This window comes from Acinetobacter sp. 10FS3-1 (genome assembly GCF_013343215.1).
In the GTDB taxonomy this organism is placed as follows: domain Bacteria; phylum Pseudomonadota; class Gammaproteobacteria; order Pseudomonadales; family Moraxellaceae; genus Acinetobacter; species Acinetobacter lwoffii_C.
Genome location: NZ_CP039143.1, coordinates 802,592 through 820,820, shown reverse-complemented (window position 1 = coordinate 820,820; position 18,229 = coordinate 802,592). Strand labels below are relative to the sequence as shown.

Sequence of the window (18,229 nt, the reverse complement as noted above, 5' to 3'; positions counted from 1 at the left end):
CAAGAAAAAGGCTCAATCCCTTTAGAATCAAGCCTCTTCGTTTTAAAACTTGGCGTATTTTGCCATGTTTTGTTGGGTATTTGGTAGAGGGGCAACAATTGAATTCAAAAACCTAAGCCATTCATTTTAAATATTTTTTATTAAATAAAAAATGACTGATCTAATTTTGACCCCAATTAGGTTTAGTGTATTGATTTAACTTTAAATATTGTTCAAATTCGAATTAAGGGTTTGAAAAGTTATAGAGCAGGATATAAAAATGAGTTCAAGAACAAAACTCAAGTAATACCATTTTTTGAATAATAATACTTTATTGCCCTACTCCCTACATCAAAGTCTTGGTTGTCGATTTACCTATCACTAACTCATTTTTAATTTAGATTTCCTATTATGTTGATATTGCTTTAAGACCCAATGAACAATAATATTATTAATAATCATTATCATTTGCATTAACTAAAATGTCTTATACTGTTCCTTCATCATTTAATCTATCTTGTATTAGCGTTGCTATTTTACTTAGCCAGCAAAGTTTTGCCGATACGACTCAGCAATTACCAACGATTACTATTACTACTCAATCCTTAGCAGACTTAGAGAGTTCTGAACAAAGCAAAAGCTATATCATCCAAAACTCTTCAACTGCCTCAAAACTGGATATTTCACTCAAAGAAACGCCGCAAACAGTCAATGTCGTCACCCGCCAGCAGCTGGATGATTTTGCATTAGACAATACCCGAGATGTGCTGCGTAATACCCCAGGGATCACAGTTAGTAATCAGGAAACAGAACGGACCTCCTACCTTGCCCGAGGTTTCGAAATTTCAAATCTCTTAGTCGATGGCGTTGGCATTCCATTCGAAGGCTATAATTATAATAATGATAATCCTGACAGCTTCTTGTTTGACCGCGTCGAAGTAGTCAAAGGTGCAAATGCCTTAAATAATGGAATTGGTGATCCCGGCGCAACCATTAACATGATCCGTAAACGCCCTACTCAGGAACTTCAGGCAGTATTGAATGCTAGCTATGGCTCATGGAATACGCAGCGCTATGAAGCAGATATATCTTCTGCCCTGACCGAAGATGGGAAAATGAGAGGCCGTGTATTTGGTTATCAACAGACTGGCGACAGCTATCTGGATCGTTATAAACTGGAAAAGAACGGCATAGGGGCTGTTCTGGAAGCAGAGGTAACTGACACTACCTTATTGACTGCTGGCTATACCGAAACCAACCATAAGCCGAATGGTGTCAATTGGGGTTCTAATCCGCTGATCAATACCGAAGGTAAGCAGCTCAGTTATTCACGAAATTATAATTATAGTCCAGACTGGACTTATTGGAACAGCAATATTAAAAGTTACTTTGCCGAGCTTGAGCAAAAGCTGGCAGGCGACTGGACAGCCAAACTGATTTATGATGAAAAACGAACACAACGCGATTCAAAACTCTTGTTTCTGTCCGGAAAACCTGGTGCAAATGGCACTTCAAGCATCACCCTATATCCAGGCATGTATATTGATGACAATAAAGAACAACAAGCCAGCCTGAGTTTTAGCGGCACCTATCCACTTTGGGGACAACGCCATGAAGCCTCATTGGGCTATGTATGGGCTAAGAATAGTCTAGATGAATTGGGTTATGCTGGCAGCTTTGCCAATCCGCTGACCACAGATTTAGCCAGCTTTACACCAGAAGAGCCAACCTGGGATATGTCGAAAACCAGTGGTGAAATGCATATCCGTCAGAAGAACCAAAGTCTTTATGCTGCAACCCGACTGCATCTGAATGATGATCTCAAACTTCTTTTAGGTGCCAATTATATTCAGGCTGAGAGCAGTGGTAGCAGTTATGGGACCGACACCATTTATGATGAAGATAAAGTTTTACCATATGCCGGTCTAACCTATAACTTTAGCCCTGAATATACAGGTTATCTGAGTTATACCTCGCTTTTCCGTCCGCAAACCACCAAAGCAATGGATGGCAGCATTAACAAACCGATCGAAGGTGAAAGCTATGAAGTCGGAATGAAAAGTTCCTGGCTAGATGACAAGCTTACCGCCACCATGGCTGTGTTTAGAACCGAGCAAAGTAATTATCCACTTCGTGATTCTGATGGTATTCCGACTCTACGCAAGACTCAGGTCAGTAACCTACGTTCCCAAGGCTATGAGTTCGACTTGGCGGGACAACTGACCGACCATTTAAACTTAAGCTTTGGTTATACCCAATTTAGCCTGAAAGATCTAATCAATGGCGGCGATGCGCGTACTTTCAATCCAACCCAATCTTTTAATCTCCTAACCACTTATCAGGTACCACAAATTCCAAAACTGAAACTGGGCCTTGGGGTGCAATGGCAGGACCGAACCTATCTGGATGTGCCTGAAGCAACAACCAATGGCGTAATTACCCAGAAAGCTGGAGTTATTGAGCAGGATGCCTACGCCCTCGTGAACTTAATGGCCAGCTATGAGCTGAATGAGCATATGACCTTGCAAGCCAATGGCAATAACCTGACCAATGAAAAATATCTGTTCAATTTCCCGAATCAGCAAGGTTTTTATGGTGCACCAGCGAATTACAGCGTTGCCGTGAAATTTAAATACTGATTTTCAAGCTTAGCCTTGACGACATGTTCAGGGCTAAATCATCGATAAATACACAAAACAGGTAAAACAAATGAAAAAAATGATCGCTTTGACCATTGGACTGTCTATGACACTTTCAACTCAGGCGCATATGCTTTGGCTGGAACGTGGTAAAGATATGCAGACTCATGCTTTTTTTGGTGAGTATAGTGAACAGCTTAAAGAAACGTAGCAAGGTGCCCTGAAGTCTTTCAATCAGGCAAAGGCCCTTCAGGCCAAAAAAACATTTAGTCCTCAAATGCGACAGGATCATTTGCTCTATGCGACCCAAGGCCAGACAGATGTCCAACTCATTCATGAATTGATCTATGGAGAATCATTGCTGAGCTAGCATGCCAAATCCGGCAGACAAAACTTGAAAGCAGAGTCAGAACTGGATATTGTCCCGACCCAAATCAACAGCAATATATTTACGGTACTGTATCAGGGTAAACCTGCTGCTGATGTTGAGGTCACAGTCTTTTCTCCGCAATTCTGGCTAAAGAAATACACCACCAACAGCCAAGGCCAGATTACGATCGCCACGCCATGGAAAGGTCAATATGTCATTGAAGTCGGTAAAGAAGCAGACAAGGTAGGAAAGTTGAATCAGCAGGCCTATAAAAAACAGTATCTGGTCACGACTTTAAGTTTTGTTCATTAAGTTTTTTAGATTTTCATCAGTATAGATTTATTCAAGGCCAAATATGATTTCTGTAGTGCAGCCACTCGCCATTCTCTATCGCTTAGGCATGGTCTTTGGTATTGGCTACGTGTGCAGTTATTTAATCGCACTCGATCTGGCTTACTTTTTACAAGCTTATTTGCCTAAAGCTGAGTCTGTCTATTTGGCCGCCTTTACTGCCCTGATTTTTTATGTCTGTTTTGTGATTGGAATTTTCTGTATCCAAAGCTTAAAAAAGCTTTCTATCTATAGCCTGATTCCTTTACTTATTTTATTTCTCTTCTCCCGCTTCATAGGTTAAACCATGCATAAATCTGTCCGTCAATCCATGGCATGGTTACATTCATGGTTAGGTTTAAGCTTTGGCTGGTTACTCTTCGGCATTTTTTTAACAGGCGCGGTCACCTATTACCGACATGAGATCAGTATATGGATGCAGCCTGAATTTGCCTCAATACAAGTCAGTCAGGAAACTGCTTTAAAATCTGCTTACAGCTATTTACAGCAGCATGCACCGGACGCCCAAAACTGGTATATCGGAGTCGCCAATCAAGACTCACCTGTGAATAAAGTCTACTGGCAAAAAGCAGATGGCGGCTATGAAGTCAAAACCCTGGATGCCTCAACAGGAAAAGAATTAAACCTCTCAGCCACACAAGGGGGCGATTTTTTCTATAATTTCCATTTTCAGCTCTACGGTATGCCCTACACGATTGGTCGCCTTATTGTGACAATTGCGGCCTTTATCATGTTACTGACTCTGATTTCAGGAATTATCACCCATAAAAAAATATTAACAGACTTTTTTACCCTAAGAGCCCTTAAAGGACAGCGCTCCTATCTGGATTTTCATAATGTCAGCTCAGTGATTGCCCTGCCGTTTTTTTTGACCATGACATTTACCGGGTTGGCGATTTTCTTTTATATAGTGCTGCCTTCTGGTATGAAAAAACTGTATTCAGATAATCCCTTTCAATATTTTGAAGAAATTCGCACGGTCAATGTATTAGCAAAGCCTGTGGCACATGTGAAAACCGAGATGCTGCCAGTTCAACATTTCATCACCACGGCGCAGCAACATTGGGGACAGGCAGAATTTGACCATATCACGGTCAAGCAGCCCAATACCCAGCTGGCACAAATAACCTTGACTCAACTCAAAGATCATTCGATTACCCGAAATCAGGTACAACTTATTTTAAATGCTGCTACCGGAAAATTGCTTGAAAATACACGAAATGAAAGTGCAATTGCCACCTTAAATGCCAGCATGTATGGTTTACATATGGCACGTTTTGCCGAGCCTGCTTTACGTTTAGGATTGTTTTTCTCTGGCCTATTAGGCTGTGGCATGATTGCCTCCGGACTGCTGCTCTGGAGTCTGAAACGCCAGATACAGAAAAAATCAGCGCGGTTTCATCTCGGCCACTATTTGGTTAACCGTTTGAATATCACTATAATCATTGGCTTGCCGCTTGCCATGCTGGGATATCTCTATGCAAATCGTTTCATCAGCATCCCTGCAGGTGCACCGAATCATGAAATTTATAGTTTTTTCAGTATTTGGTTGGGCAGCTTTATTCTGGCATGTGTAACCCCACAGCAGCATATATGGAGAATGCAACTTAAAATCCTGATCTGTGCCGCTTTCATGCTTCCGCTCATCAATGTTTATTATTTAGTTTCCCAGCAATATATTGATTCTTTTCCAACTTACTGGCCATTTCTACGGATCGATCTAATGCTATGGATTTTGGCAATTCTTGCTCTCTTTTTACACCAGAAAATTACGCCCATTCAGCAAAAGGCTATTAAGAAAATCCAGACCAAACTAAAAGCTGCACAGCAGGAGTCTTCCATATGATATGGATCGCAATCATGGGGCTTTTATGGCTAAGCTGTTTTGGTTTTTATGCGGTAAGTGAAAAGCAGATTATAAAAACCCGAAAATCTCACTATTCTTTTTTAACCACTTATCCTAAATGTACTCGGTTTGCTGCGGGTATTTTTTTAGTCAACGCGATGTTTCTGTTAGGCACACAGTTTACTCCGAGTATTGGCTTTGTGGCTGTATGGGTATTTCTAAGTCCTATACTTTTTATCTTTATTTTAAAAATAAACAACTTAAAAAATATGAATATTTGATTTGCACTATATCTCAGTCCAAATATAAAACTGATATAAATTCCTGCCCCCTAAACTTAAAAGCCCTCATAAAAAATTATGAGGGCCTAAAAAAGCGGTGATTATTTGAAAGTAATCATGACTGTTTTAATGCGATTTTCTTCTAACTCTGTGACTTCAAAGTCCGTATCTTGATATTGCACACTTGAACCTACGTCTACTACGCCATTACACTTCTCTAGCATTAAACCTGAAATACTGATGTAACCAGAATCTGGCTTAACAAGGTCTAAGCCTGATTCAAGCTCAAGTTAGTATAGATCTAACCTACCTGATGCTCTGCAAGTACGATCATTTACTTAACTAAATCAAGTTGCTCATCTACATCAGGGAATTCTCTAGCAATCGCTTCAAACACATCCAGCGGAGAAATTAGCCTGGCTATACCCTAACTCATCATTGCCTAAAACCAATATGAAGCTTTAGAGGTGCGCAAGGTATTAATAGCATCAATCACTTTCATTTTTTCAAATATATAGATTGGGCGGTGACTATCAGAGCTTTCAACTGCTCTTCATTTTCCAGAACCTCTAATATTCCTTTGCACAAACCACATTCAAGACTTTATCCAGACACCCCGGCATACAGGAAATAAACTATGAGGCATAGACAGTACCTGCTCACGAATTTTATCAGGTGTCTCACCAATCTCTATCCACGAAATTTGACTGCGTGGTGTCATGATAGAAGCGATTGATCTTTTAGCCAGGGTCAAATACACATACCCTAAATACTAAATAATTATTTAAATTAAAAATTATTTAGTATCCTAAAAATTGGATAAAGATCTGGAGGATTCGGATAGCTGTGTAGGATGAATTTCGCTTCAATGAAGGAAATACCCTAATGGATTAGAGGATATAACAATGACCTCACGCAGCATTACTGAATGGCAAGACTTCATTAAGAACTGTATTGATTTTCGTCCACATGATGGTGTGTTCCGCATTGCTCGAGAAATGTTCACTGAAGCTGAACTGTTTGACTTGGAGATGGAGCAGATCTTTGAAAAAGTCTGGATTTATGCCTGTCATGAAAGTGAAATTCCGAACAACAATGATTTTGTGACGGTTCAAATTGGCCGTCAACCCCTGATTATTAGCCGCGATAGTAATGGTGAACTTCATGCCATGGTCAATGCGTGTGAACACCGCGGCGCCACCTTGACACGTGTCAGTAAAGGAAACCAGGCCACATTTACCTGTCCTTTCCATGCTTGGACCTATAAATCTGATGGTCGCTTAATTAAAGTTAAGGCGCCAGGCGAATATTGCGAACACTTTGATAAAACCACACGTGGTCTTAAACAAGGCCGTATTGCCAGTTATCGTGGTTTCGTATTTGTCAGTTTAGATAGCCAGGCGACGGATTCTTTAGAAGATTTTTTGGGCGATGCCAAGGTCTTTCTTGATTTGATGGTTGAGCAGTCACCAACGGGTGAACTTGAAGTATTACAAGGTAAATCAGCTTATACTTTTGCAGGCAACTGGAAACTCCAAAACGAAAATGGCCTAGATGGTTATCACGTCAGTACGGTGCACTATAACTATGTATCGACTGTTCAGCATCGTCAACAAGTCAATCTCGAAAAAGGAGCTGACTTAGATACCTTAGATTACAGCAAATTAGGTGCAGGTGACTCTGCAACTGATGATGGCTGGTTCAGCTTTAAAAATGGTCATAGTGTATTGTTCAGTGATATGCCCAATCCAACAGTCCGTCCAGGTTATGACACTGTAATGCCATACCTTTTAGAAAAATATGGAAAAAAACGTGCCGAATGGGCCATGCATCGTTTAAGAAACCTGAATTTGTACCCTAGTCTGTTCTTTATGGATCAAATCAGTTCACAGTTACGTATTATCCGTCCTGTAGCATGGAACAAAACAGAAGTGATTAGCCAGTGTATTGGGGTTAAGGGTGAATCTGCCGAAGCACGCCGTAACCGTATCCGCCAGTTTGAAGACTTTTTTAACGTGTCAGGTTTAGGTACGCCAGATGACCTTGTGGAATTCCGTGAACAACAAAAAGGCTTTCAAGCTCGACTTGAACGCTGGAGCGATATTTCTCGCGGTCATCATACTTGGGAATATGGCATTACCCAAAATGCTCAAGATTTAAATATTAAGCCAGTCATTACTGGACGTGAATTCACCCATGAAGGCTTATACGTTAATCAACACGGTCAATGGCAACGTTTAATGCTCAATGGCCTAAATAAAAAAGCGTTAAAAATGCAAGATGTGACTTTTGAGCAACACACTATCAAGGACGAGGTGTAATCATGACTGCTGAACTTAACTTTGCTGTTTCTCAGTTTTTAATCAAAAAGGCCGAACTCTGTGACACCTATGATTGGGATGCTTATCTTGATCTATATGATGAGGATAGTGAATACCATATTCCGCAGTGGATTGATGACCATAACTACGTCCAGGATCCGAATCAGGGCTTGTCCTATATTTATTATGAAGACCGTACAGGCCTAGAAGACCGAATTTTTCGTATCCGTACCGGTAAGGCGGCCTCTGCCACTCCTTTACCCCGCACTTTACACATGATTAAAAATATTCGGGTCAAAGAACTGGATGATGGCTTAATTGAAGCAAAAGTAGCATGGCACACCCTGTATAACCGTCAAGGTTTGGAAGGTAGTTTTTATGGCCATGCCACGTATACCTTACGCAAAGCTGAAGAGAGCTTCCGCATCCGTCGTCAACATACAGTATTACTGAATGACAAAATTGACTCGGTCTTAGACTTTTATCATGTTTAAGGATCAATAGTATGACTCATTCAGTGGCGCTCAATTTCGCTGATGGTAAAACCTTTTTCATCTCTGTACATGATGACGAATTGCTGCTCAATGCAGCCATTCGTCAAGGAATTACCCTGCCTTTAGATTGTCGTGAAGGGGTATGTGGAACCTGTCAGGGCCAGTGCGAAAGTGGGGCTTACGAACAGGAATATGTCGATGAAGAGGCACTCAGTGAACGTGATTTGGCAGAGCGTAAAATATTGGCATGCCAAACCCGAGTGAAATCCAATGCTGCATTTTATTTCGATCATAATTCAAATCTTTGTAATGCCGGCGAGTCTTTAAAAATTGCCACCACAGTGACTGCTGTAGAACTGGTTTCTGAAACCACGGCCATTTTGCATGTCGATGCCAGCAGTTATAAGCAACCTTTGCACTTTTTACCCGGTCAATATGCATGTCTGCAAATTCCAAATTCTGAGGACTGGCGTTCGTATTCTTTTGCCAACCGGCCTAATGCCACCAATCAGCTGCAATTTTTAATTCGTTTGCTGCCAAACGGTGTGATGAGTAATTACTTACGTGAATACTGTAAAGTCGGACAGACCATTTATATGGAAGCTCCTTTAGGTAGTTTCTACTTACGTGAAATCGAGCGCCCCTTGGTGTTTATTGCTGGTGGTACGGGATTATCTGCCTTTTTAGGCATGCTGGATAATATCGTTGAACAGCCTAATGCCCCAGATGTACATCTTTATTATGGCGTGAACCAAGAAGCCGACTTGTGTGAACAGCAACGCTTACATGCCTATACCGAACGGATGCCTAATTTTAAGTATCAACCAATCATTAGTAAGGCTTCAGATAATTGGACCGGTAAAACGGGTTATATTCAGGACCATTTAAATAAAGACCAGCTTGCAGAGCAAGCATTTGATATGTATCTGTGTGGCCCGCAACCAATGATTGAAGCGGTCAAAGACTGGCTGGAGGATCAAGCCTTACAAAACTACCGCCTTTATAGTGAAAAATTCTTGCAAAGCAATACCAGTCGCCTTTAACAACAAGCTTTGTAGATAAAGGCTTAACTTTTGTAGTGCTGAATCAATGCAGCATGAAATCAGCAGTTTTAAATAAATCTAAAATACCCACTTAAGGAAAGTAGCATGGAACGCAAACAAATTAGTAATCTGGTCAAGCAAATGAATGTAGACAGTGCCACTGGACCTGTGGATACACGTGTACAGGAAATTATTGTACGTTTAGTCACAGATCTTTTTCAGGCCATTGAAGAGCTCGATATTCAACCTTCTGAAGTGTGGAAAGGCTTAGAATATTTAACTGATGCAGGACAAGCTAATGAACTGGGCTTACTCGCAGCAGGCTTGGGACTAGAGCATTTTTTAGACTTGCGAGCTGATGAAATCGACTTAAAAGCAGGTATCACTGGAGGCACGCCACGCACCATTGAAGGTCCTCTATATGTAGCAGGTGCGCCTGAGTCGGTAGGTTTTGCACGTATGGATGATGGCTCTGAGTCTAATAAAATTGATACTCTTATTATTGAAGGGACAGTAACTGATACAGAAGGCAACCCGATTGAAAACGCCAAAGTCGAAATATGGCATGCAAACAGTTTAGGAAATTATTCATTCTTCGATAAAGCTCAATCAGAATTCAATTTACGTCGTACGATTTTTACCAATGATAAAGGAAAATATGTAGCATTAACTACAATGCCGGTCGGTTATGGTTGTCCTCCAGAAGGTACTACACAGGCTTTGCTGAACAAGTTAGGCCGTCATGGCAATCGCCCTTCTCATGTGCACTATTTTGTATCTGCACCTGGATTCCGTAAGCTGACCACCCAGTTCAATATTGAAGGTGATCAATATTTATGGGATGACTTTGCTTTCGCAACACGTGATGGTTTAGTCGCAACAGCAGTAGATGTTACCGATTCAAGCGAAATTAAACGTTATGGCGTAGATAGACCGTTTAAACATATTACATTTAATATCTCTCTAGCCAAAGACAGTGTTTCAGCGCCTTCCGCAGAAGTTGAACGTCGTCGCTTATGTGCATAGTGCTCTTTTACTCTCCACTTGAACTGAGTTTTAATCTTGATTCAAGTGGGGAGTTCTAAATTAAGCTAAATTGAATTATCTCATTTCCCATTTTTCTAATCTTCTCACTTCAAAATAAATATTTTTTTATCCTTAATTAACCCGGATCCTGCTTAAGCCGATGATTCCTTAATTTGAATTGTTGGCTTATTTGGATGGGTTAATTGATATGCACATAGTGAGGCGTAAATTCCACTCAGAAATCCATGAAGACTACGTGCTTTACTCGTCACTAAATTGTATTGCCCCTTCAATAAACTGAATAATGTTTCTATCTTATTGCGTTGTCTTAGGTGATATTCATCTGATGCACAGAGTTGAATAGCCTGCATATTCTTTCGATGATAAGTAATTAAATCAATACCTTGATCTTTCAATCTGATTTTTTAATTCTTGGCTGATGTAACCTCGATCCCCGTAAAGTTTTGCTTCTATACCAGCAACCAATTGCTCAACCATTTTTATGTCAGCAACATGTCCATTCGATAAAGCAGAACAGGCAATTTCACCAAATTGATTCATCGCAATATGTAATTTACAGCCATAAAACCAGCCCATTGAGCTTCTACCATGTGATGCAATTTGGACTAATGATTTATGACGCTGAATACGTTGATTTTTAAAAACTGGCAGAGTTGTTGAATCAATCCATAAATATTGTGTAGCTTGGTCTTTCATCAGCGCCACATGTAAAGCGTGTAGGGCCAATTGGTGCATATTGATCAGATGAATCATCCTTTGATAGCAAGGCAAGTACTTAAATAAATGGCTTTTATCTTCTTTTAACCAGGTGAAAAAGGCTTTGAAATTATTGAAATGAGAGCATTTGTACCAAATGGCAATAAAGCAGATTTCTGAAATTGTGAGTTGAGCAGTTCTGATTCTTAAGGAACCACAGTTTTGTTTGAGAAACTCCCAATAAGTTGATTCAAATTTAAGAAAAAAATCATCAATTACGCAGAATAATTCGGTACTATTGAACATCAGGACTAGAGTTGTGAGTTTGGTGTGGTAACTCAACTGATGGCTCTAGTCCTCTTATTTTTCAAGTCAATTTCTTATCCGCGATTCGGGTTAATTATTGTACTGTTCTCTAAAAAACTGATGTATCTATTATCTCCAATCCTATTTTATTAAAAGAGATAATTTATTCCTAATAAACCTCTAGTCCTTTAGCACAATCGTCTCTTTGTAAAATATTTCCTTCACATATCATTTTTTAGCTATTTAACTAAATATCCCATTTATCTAATTTGGAAAAAATGGATGGTGTTTAGGAATTTCTGGATAGTTTAAAAGAATCAAAAAGCGTTCAATCAATACTCTGAAAAAAAATTTCAAGTGAATGGAATATAGCAAGCAAGAATCAATTTCTCTAAGGAAGGTATGGGATGACAGATCAGCAAAGACCAACAGTAAGATCAAAAAATCATTTATATTATTCAGTATTTTAAGTGATATAAGCTGATGATGAAAAGTCTTATCATTTTATCTATAGCTAAAATTTTAAAGATTATATTCCAGGACTGAATACGATTCGGTAATACCTTTAAGGCTGTTGATGGTCACGAAAATAAAGCAAGTAAAGCTAATTTTATTTGAAGCTATACATTTCAACATGCACTATCTCAAAGGTTTAGCTGTGCACTATCTTTGAATTGATTATGACGTTAAATATAGCACTGATTTCAAAAAGAAACTTTTTTGTAAATTACAGTAAAGAATTCTAAAAACTTTAAAGGAATAAAGATGAAAACAATTGATCTTAATACGGTGATAGACCGTGAAAAATTATCACCATTACAATGGCTCGTATTTACACTAGGCTTTTTAGTATTTTTTTGCGATGGCTTAGACACTGGTATTATTGGTTTTATTGCACCTGCATTATTAGATGATTGGGGGATAAGCAAACCCCAACTTGCACCAGTATTGAGTGCCGCTCTAGTCGGTATGTCGATTGGCGCTATTCTGTCTGGCCCTCTTGCTGATAAATTTGGGCGGAAAAAAGTTATTACTTTCACCACATTACTTTTTGGTGCATTTACAGTTTTATGCGGATTTGCCACGTCAACACAAGAATTGATGATTTACCGGTTCATTACTGGTATCGGCTTAGGTGCAGCCATGCCAAATATTAGTACAATTGTTTCAGAATATATGCCTGCAAAACGTAAAGCATTTTTAACCGGATTGGCGGGTTGTGGATTCATGCTGGGAATTTCTTGTGGTGGCCTTCTATCTGCTTATTTATTAGAGAATTTAGGCTGGGCTAAAGTCATTATTATTGGTGGGATTGTTCCCCTTATTCTGGTAATTATACTACTAGCCAAATTACCAGAATCACCACAATATTTAATCAAAAACAATCAACCTTCAAAAGCTCAGCATATTTTAGAGATGATTCAAGGAAAGCCTTTTCCCGATAGAATCACAATTAGACTGGCTTACACTGAAGTACAGTCTACTCAAAATCCTGTTAAACAAGTTTTAAGTAAATATTTAGTAAGCTCAAGTATGTTATGGCTTTGCTGCTTTATGAGCTTACTAGTTTTTTATCTTTTAACCAGTTGGATGCCAGTTATTTTAAAAACAGCAGGTTTTACCACTCAGCAATTCAGTTTAATTGCCGCTATATTTCCTTTTGGTGGAGTCATTGGCGCTATAATTATGGGATGGTATATGGATAAGACCAATCCGAATACAGTTATTCGATACTCTTATCTGATTGCTTTTGGCTTATTTATTGTAGCTGGCTTCATAAGTTCAGACATATTTTTCTTTGGAGTTACCATATTCTTAATTGGTGCCTTGCTTACTGGTGCTCAATCCTCCTTACTACCTTTAGCAGCTATTTCCTATCCTTCAACCTGTCGAGCTGTAGGGGTATCATGGATGCATGGCATTGGTCGAATTGGAGCAATTCTAGGTGCTTTCTTCGGATCCTTAATTTTCACATTTGATCTGAGCCTGAGTGGTTTATTCTACATCCTTGCAATTCCTACATTTATTTCTTTTATTGCTTTAAGCCTAAAAGTCCTAAGTGAGAAATCAAAATACTCAGAACAAGCTGAAATTAAAGAAATAGCTTAAATTATTATAAAAGCATCAAAAGCCAGATTTAAATCTGGCTTTTAATCTTTACATTTTTAGTCTTTTAATGAAGCTCTTTAAATTTGTTTTTAGTATCACTTGGCTTTTCTCCAAACTCCTCACGATAGTCTTGAGAGAATCGACTTAAATGATTAAATCCCCATTTAAAAGCCAATTGTGAAATAGAGATTCTTTTATCAACACTCGGCGTACATAAAGATTTATAAATTTGTTGTAAGCGATATTTTTTTAGATAAGCCAAAGGGCTTGTTCCATAATAGGTTTGAAATTCTTCATATAATTTTGACTTCGAAACTCCTGCTAATTGTTGCAAAGTATCGACACTAATTTCCTCACATGCATGAGTAATTATAAATTTATGTACTTTTTGAATATAAGCAGGCTGTTGTTGATTCGATACTTGTCTAAGCTGTTCTGAATAATTATTTTCTTGAAATAGCAACAAGGTTTTAATGATAAAGTTTTCATAGTCTTCAGCAAGCAAAGACAATCCATGAGAATTAATATACTGAGATTTTGAGTTTAAAAAATCCTGTATATTTTTCCACCACAAAGTCGTAAGTTGCTGCGAATCAAAATGCATTCTTGGGCTAAAAATAACAGACTTTTCAACAGGTTGCTTAAGAATATCTGCTAATACAAGATGTAAACTTCTTTCAGGAATGACGACTTGAAGTTTTTTACAATTTTTATCAATTGTAAGATCTTGCAACTGGGCATTTGAGATAATAAGTCCAGTTTTTTCGTCTGAATAATATTGTTCTCCCCTCATATTTAAAATCTGTTTACCACACAGAGGCAGGCTAATACTATAAGCTCTGAGATGGGAGGTATTGATTGCCACATTTGCACCATAGGAAATGGTGCCAATCGTCATTCGCTTACTTGGCAAGCGCATGCCATCATAATGAAAATCTAAAGTATTTCGATAACTGGTATCTAAGCGATGTTCGCCACAGATGGTAGACATAAGATCTTGAGCAAAGTCGGCTTTTTTCGAATAATGCTTTAATTCAATATCCTGTTGGCTTAGTGAGTGCATTCCTTTTCACCTAGCTAAAATTTATAATATTTTTCCAATATATCAGCTAGACACACTATTTGAATAGATCAATTCTATATTTGAATGATTAAAATTCGTATCGAATATTCTTTAGTTTACAAATTTATTTAATGCTAAATTGAAAATAAATATAATATTCACAATCAAAGTTATAAAGCCTATTATTTAAAAAAAAGAATAACTTCTATACCTTCTGGATATTTATTTATACCCACAACGGGCTTTGTTACATAAAGCATAGGAAGATAGAGTTCTTCTGGGTCACTCAAATTTAAGTGACAATTGGGGTGTGAGGTTGGCCTAATTCTGTAAATTTATTTAAGATGGCTATACGTGCGTGAATCTCCTTGATTTAGCTACCGAAGTTCTTAGCACTTAGCTTATCTCCCTATCATTTTATGCCATACATTTTGGTTTCTACCAAACTACGTCGATGATACCCAGACCACTTTTCCCCAATCATTCTTCCTAAGAATTTACAAATTTTCAATAATTCATTTCTATCTAAAGATCCTTATTTTTTGTCTTTCTGTAGTTTTGCATTTGTCTTGGTGGAATTATGGCAGGTGCTTGATGATCTTAAATGAGCTATCGGCAGTATTTAATGTCATAAGCTCTATTGGGATAGATAGAATCTATGCCTTCATCAAATGGGATTTGATCCAGTCAATCACAGAGTACCTGTGAATCGCTGATATCGTTCGGGATGAACTGGTATCTATTTGCAGTGTTTTAGCATTCATACCAAGATGAAGCTTAAGCCATGAGCGGTGATATTCAGGCTGATGCTTCTTACGCTTTCATTCACTCTCACTTAAAAACCTCAAGCCAGTAGAGCCAACGATTAGATGAACTCCATCATTACTTTTCTGGTAGCGAATCGAAATATCAATATGCTTTTGTCTTCTACAAAGCATGGAATAATCTGGCGCTGTCCCCTCTAATTTACAGAGTTTAATGACGCTCTGAACAAAACCTGTGACCATGCGTAAAGAGAGTCGAAATAGAGATTTGATCATGAGCAGCATTGTATAGCTGCATCACAATAGGTTTGATTTCGTCCGTGTTTACCTTGTGGTTGAGCATACCATTGAGTAGTGAGATCAAACCAAATTGATAGGTTTCCTTGATTGATCAGGGCTGTATTGTAAGAGGGCCAATTCGTTGTACGGTAGACTTTAGATATGGGCTTATTCATTTGGAAATTATATTGCTGAATAAGCCGTCATCAATAGGTTTGTGCAACAAAGCCTATCTGAACAGCTATGCTTTTTTGCCATCAGGCTTCACACGAAAATATAAGCCTTCGCCGTCCAGTTCCCGATACTCTTTTGACTCAGGTTCTAGGTTAGCTAATACGGTATCTGATAGCGGCCTGCGTTTTATGTCGGTTCTTTTCATGAGCTTGTACACCCGTGAGTTCAATAAAATATGCAATGTACAAGGCAGTGTACACCGTGCATGTACACTATAGATAGTTATGTTCAGGCAAGAAAAAAGGCTTAATCCTTTTAGAATCAAGCCTTTTCGCTTTAAACTTGGCATGTTTCGCCATGTTTTGTTTTGAATTTTGGTGGGGTGGCGGGAGTTGAACCCGCTAAAGCTTAACTCTATCAAAATCTATCAAATATAATTGTTTGTATTTTCAATAATTTATATAATTTCATTTGATAGTTTTTGATAGGATTTAAAAAAAGTGTGGCAAAAAATGTGGCAATTATTTTTTACCCAATGTGAACCCAAATTTGATTTAGTGCATTGAATCATAAAACTATTATTGTCTAAATCCCCCTAGGATAATGCAATGATAAAGACTCAGAGAACTAACTGTAGTAAGAGATTCTTTTCTTTGAGAATCGCTCAAGCTGCTTTAAGAAACCATCAAAGTAATCTTTGTCTTTTTCATCCGTTCTAAAACCAGCATATAAGGTACGACGTAAACCTTCAGGTGCAACACAATTAAGACGTCGTGAAGTGACCCAACCTTTTTGCTCATATTCATTCACCACCCAATCAGGCAATGCGGCAATACCACGACCGCTAGCAACAAGTTGAATCAACATTTGGGTTAAATCTGTAGTTCGAATATTTTTCGGCTGAATATTTGCAGGAATAAATAGCTTCGACATGATATCTAAACGATGTTTATCCACTGGATATGTAATAAGCGTTTCTTCAGCTAACTCTTGAACAGTAATGTGTTCTGCACGCACCAATGGATGTGTTGTCGATAAGACAAGTCGAGACTCATACTCAAACACTGGAAAGTATTCAACACCTTTCAAAGCAATCGGATCTGCAGTAATCAATAAATCAAATTCGCCATTTTGCAATAACTCATGTGGATTTTCTTCAAATCCTGATGCAAAATCCAAATCGACATCGGGATATTGAATACGGTATTGATTGAGTAAGGGCATGAGCCAATCGAAACAACTATGGCATTCAGAAGAAAAAGTAATCCGACCAGTTTGCCCATGAATAATACGGGTAATGTCGCTTTGTGCAATTTGAACTTGTGGCAATACTTCATCGGCCAATTTCAATAGACGTAAGCCAACATTAGAGAAACTGATAGGACGTGTACGACGATTGACTACTTCTACACCAAACCATTGATCTAGCTCTCGCAACTGGTGAGATACAGCCGAAGGAGTCAGACATAGTTCACCTGCTGCTGCAACCAATGAACCGTGCTCTCTCAAGGCTGTCAGTGTTTTTAAATGTCGTATTTCTATCATGTAAATCCCAGACAATAACTATAATGTTAGAAAAGCCCACACTGAGTGAGCCTGTTCTTCATATCAAATTAATTGAATATCTCTTAACTCAACCCTTTAAACAGGAAAAAGCATCCAACGATACTCAACAATACCGAAAAACATTTTTTCAGCATTTGCGGTGATAAAGCATGTGCCGCTTTTGCACCCAACTTAGCTGTAAAGAAACTCATCAGGCTAATGCCTAAGAATGCGTAAGTATGTACATAGCCGATACTGTTAGGTACAGCAGCATGCGCTTTCACTCCAAAAAGCATAAAACCTAACGCACCTGCAATCGCGATGGGTAAACCACAGGCAGCGGATGTTCCCACTGCCTTTTGCATGACGACGCCATAACGGTTGAGATACGGGACGGTTAAACTGCCACCACCGATCCCAAAAATAGCTGAAGCCACTCCAATCACTGAACCTGCAGCAACCTGTTTACCGGTTGAAGGCAGTGTTCTACTTGAGTCCACGACCTTTTTAGCCCCCATGAACATAGTATATGCCACCCAAATCAAGAATAAACCAACGATGAGTTGAAGATGTATTCCTGAGAGCCATCCCGCAATCGCAGCTCCGGCAAAACAGCCAATCGCCATCGGTGGCGCCAGATTTTTAAATACCGGCCACATCACTGCACCATTTTTATGGTGTGCCATGAATGAACTGATTGATGTCACAACAATGGTGGCTAATGAGGTTCCTAATGCCAAATGCATGATCACATCAGGACTGTAGTCCATCTGAGTAAAAACAATAAAGAGTAATGGGACGATGATCGTTCCACCACCAACACCAAATAACCCTGCTGCAAAACCAGCAAAAGCACCGATGATTAAAAAGGTTATAAGTTCCACAATAGACTAACTTTTAAAAAGATGAAGGAATTAAGGCA

The 18,229-nt window shown here is 38.9% G+C and carries 12 protein-coding genes and 5 pseudogenes; 10 read left to right on the top strand and 7 right to left on the bottom strand.

All coding sequences use genetic code 11. The features are described 5' to 3' along the window. The first annotated feature begins 461 nt into the window (after nt 1-461). From E5Y90_RS03820 to E5Y90_RS03800, 5 genes and pseudogenes are all read left to right on the top strand, one after another. The gene (locus E5Y90_RS03820; protein ID WP_174659453.1) at nt 462-2,618 is read left to right on the top strand and encodes a TonB-dependent siderophore receptor; all 2,157 of its coding nucleotides are present in this window, start codon (nt 462-464) and stop codon (nt 2,616-2,618) included. A 70-nt stretch (nt 2,619-2,688) separates the two neighbouring features. Further along, a pseudogene (locus tag E5Y90_RS17630) lies at nt 2,689-3,300 on the top strand (DUF4198 domain-containing protein). Nucleotides 3,301-3,343: 43 nt separating this feature from the next. Beyond that, the gene (locus tag E5Y90_RS03810; RefSeq protein WP_174659452.1) at nt 3,344-3,622 is read left to right on the top strand and encodes a hypothetical protein; all 279 of its coding nucleotides are present in this window, start codon (nt 3,344-3,346) and stop codon (nt 3,620-3,622) included. Between the two features lie 3 nt (nt 3,623-3,625). Further along, the gene (locus tag E5Y90_RS03805) at nt 3,626-5,185 is read left to right on the top strand and encodes a PepSY-associated TM helix domain-containing protein (RefSeq protein WP_174659451.1); all 1,560 of its coding nucleotides are present in this window, start codon (nt 3,626-3,628) and stop codon (nt 5,183-5,185) included. Then, nucleotides 5,182-5,466: a hypothetical protein gene (locus E5Y90_RS03800; protein ID WP_174659450.1), complete on the top strand. Its 285-nt coding sequence runs from the start codon at nt 5,182-5,184 to the stop codon at nt 5,464-5,466. Before E5Y90_RS03805 ends, E5Y90_RS03800 begins: the two co-directional genes overlap by 4 nt. Nucleotides 5,467-5,567: 101 nt before the next feature. Here E5Y90_RS03800 and E5Y90_RS03795 read toward each other — a convergent pair. Then, nucleotides 5,568-6,220: pseudogene (locus E5Y90_RS03795) on the bottom strand (transporter associated domain-containing protein); the annotation flags it as partial. A gap of 151 nt (nt 6,221-6,371) precedes the next feature. On the opposite strand from E5Y90_RS03795, the gene antA reads away from it, so the two are divergent. The 4 genes from antA to catA all read left to right on the top strand — a co-directional run bounded on the left by antA (nt 6,372) and on the right by catA (nt 10,350). Then, nucleotides 6,372-7,787, top strand: coding sequence for an anthranilate 1,2-dioxygenase large subunit (gene antA / locus E5Y90_RS03790; RefSeq protein WP_174659449.1), 1,416 nt, complete (start codon nt 6,372-6,374; stop codon nt 7,785-7,787). A 2-nt stretch (nt 7,788-7,789) separates the two neighbouring features. Further along, nucleotides 7,790-8,281 carry an anthranilate 1,2-dioxygenase small subunit gene (gene antB / locus E5Y90_RS03785; RefSeq protein ID WP_174659448.1) on the top strand — a complete coding sequence of 164 codons (492 nt, stop codon included), beginning with the start codon at nt 7,790-7,792 and terminating at the stop codon, nt 8,279-8,281. Nucleotides 8,282-8,292: 11 nt separating this feature from the next. Beyond that, on the top strand, nt 8,293-9,324 hold the full coding sequence (gene antC / locus E5Y90_RS03780; protein ID WP_174659447.1) for an anthranilate 1,2-dioxygenase electron transfer component AntC: 1,032 nt from the start codon (nt 8,293-8,295) through the stop codon (nt 9,322-9,324). 105 nt (nt 9,325-9,429) lie between these two features. Next, entirely contained in the window at nt 9,430-10,350 is a 921-nt protein-coding gene (gene catA, locus E5Y90_RS03775; protein ID WP_174659446.1) for a catechol 1,2-dioxygenase, read from the top strand. Between the two features lie 152 nt (nt 10,351-10,502). Here catA and E5Y90_RS03770 read toward each other — a convergent pair. Next, nucleotides 10,503-11,373 (bottom strand): annotated as a pseudogene (locus E5Y90_RS03770) (IS982 family transposase). 765 nt (nt 11,374-12,138) lie between these two features. On the opposite strand from E5Y90_RS03770, the gene E5Y90_RS03765 reads away from it, so the two are divergent. After that, complete coding sequence (locus E5Y90_RS03765) at nt 12,139-13,482, top strand: MFS transporter (RefSeq protein WP_174659445.1); 1,344 nt, start codon at nt 12,139-12,141, stop codon at nt 13,480-13,482. Nucleotides 13,483-13,546: 64 nt separating this feature from the next. On the opposite strand, the gene E5Y90_RS03760 is transcribed toward E5Y90_RS03765, so the two are convergent. The 5 genes and pseudogenes from E5Y90_RS03760 to E5Y90_RS03740 form a co-directional block, all read right to left on the bottom strand. Then, on the bottom strand, nt 13,547-14,545 hold the full coding sequence (locus tag E5Y90_RS03760; protein WP_174659444.1) for an AraC family transcriptional regulator: 999 nt from the start codon (nt 14,543-14,545) through the stop codon (nt 13,547-13,549). 292 nt (nt 14,546-14,837) lie between these two features. Further along, nucleotides 14,838-15,764: pseudogene (locus E5Y90_RS03755) on the bottom strand (IS5 family transposase). A 68-nt stretch (nt 15,765-15,832) separates the two neighbouring features. Beyond that, nucleotides 15,833-15,967 (bottom strand): annotated as a pseudogene (locus E5Y90_RS03750) (Arm DNA-binding domain-containing protein); the annotation flags it as partial. 422 nt (nt 15,968-16,389) lie between these two features. Beyond that, nucleotides 16,390-17,307: a LysR family transcriptional regulator gene (locus E5Y90_RS03745; protein WP_166137893.1), complete on the bottom strand. Its 918-nt coding sequence runs from the start codon at nt 17,305-17,307 to the stop codon at nt 16,390-16,392. A gap of 83 nt (nt 17,308-17,390) precedes the next feature. Next, complete coding sequence (locus E5Y90_RS03740; protein WP_166137896.1) at nt 17,391-18,191, bottom strand: sulfite exporter TauE/SafE family protein; 801 nt, start codon at nt 18,189-18,191, stop codon at nt 17,391-17,393. Nucleotides 18,192-18,229: the final 38 nt, after the last annotated feature.

Excerpts from the sequence above, each read along its gene's own strand:
- E5Y90_RS03820 (WP_174659453.1), top strand. The coding sequence starts at position 462 with ATGTCTTATACTGTTCCTTCATCATTTAATCTATCTTGTATTAGCGTT.
- E5Y90_RS03810 (WP_174659452.1), top strand. The coding sequence starts at position 3,344 with ATGATTTCTGTAGTGCAGCCACTCGCCATTCTCTATCGCTTAGGCATG.
- E5Y90_RS03805 (WP_174659451.1), top strand. The coding sequence starts at position 3,626 with ATGCATAAATCTGTCCGTCAATCCATGGCATGGTTACATTCATGGTTA.
- E5Y90_RS03800 (WP_174659450.1), top strand. The coding sequence starts at position 5,182 with ATGATATGGATCGCAATCATGGGGCTTTTATGGCTAAGCTGTTTTGGT.
- antA (WP_174659449.1), top strand. The coding sequence starts at position 6,372 with ATGACCTCACGCAGCATTACTGAATGGCAAGACTTCATTAAGAACTGT.
- antB (WP_174659448.1), top strand. The coding sequence starts at position 7,790 with ATGACTGCTGAACTTAACTTTGCTGTTTCTCAGTTTTTAATCAAAAAG.
- antC (WP_174659447.1), top strand. The coding sequence starts at position 8,293 with ATGACTCATTCAGTGGCGCTCAATTTCGCTGATGGTAAAACCTTTTTC.
- catA (WP_174659446.1), top strand. The coding sequence starts at position 9,430 with ATGGAACGCAAACAAATTAGTAATCTGGTCAAGCAAATGAATGTAGAC.
- E5Y90_RS03765 (WP_174659445.1), top strand. The coding sequence starts at position 12,139 with ATGAAAACAATTGATCTTAATACGGTGATAGACCGTGAAAAATTATCA.
- E5Y90_RS03760 (WP_174659444.1), bottom strand. The coding sequence starts at position 14,545 with ATGCACTCACTAAGCCAACAGGATATTGAATTAAAGCATTATTCGAAA.
- E5Y90_RS03745 (WP_166137893.1), bottom strand. The coding sequence starts at position 17,307 with ATGATAGAAATACGACATTTAAAAACACTGACAGCCTTGAGAGAGCAC.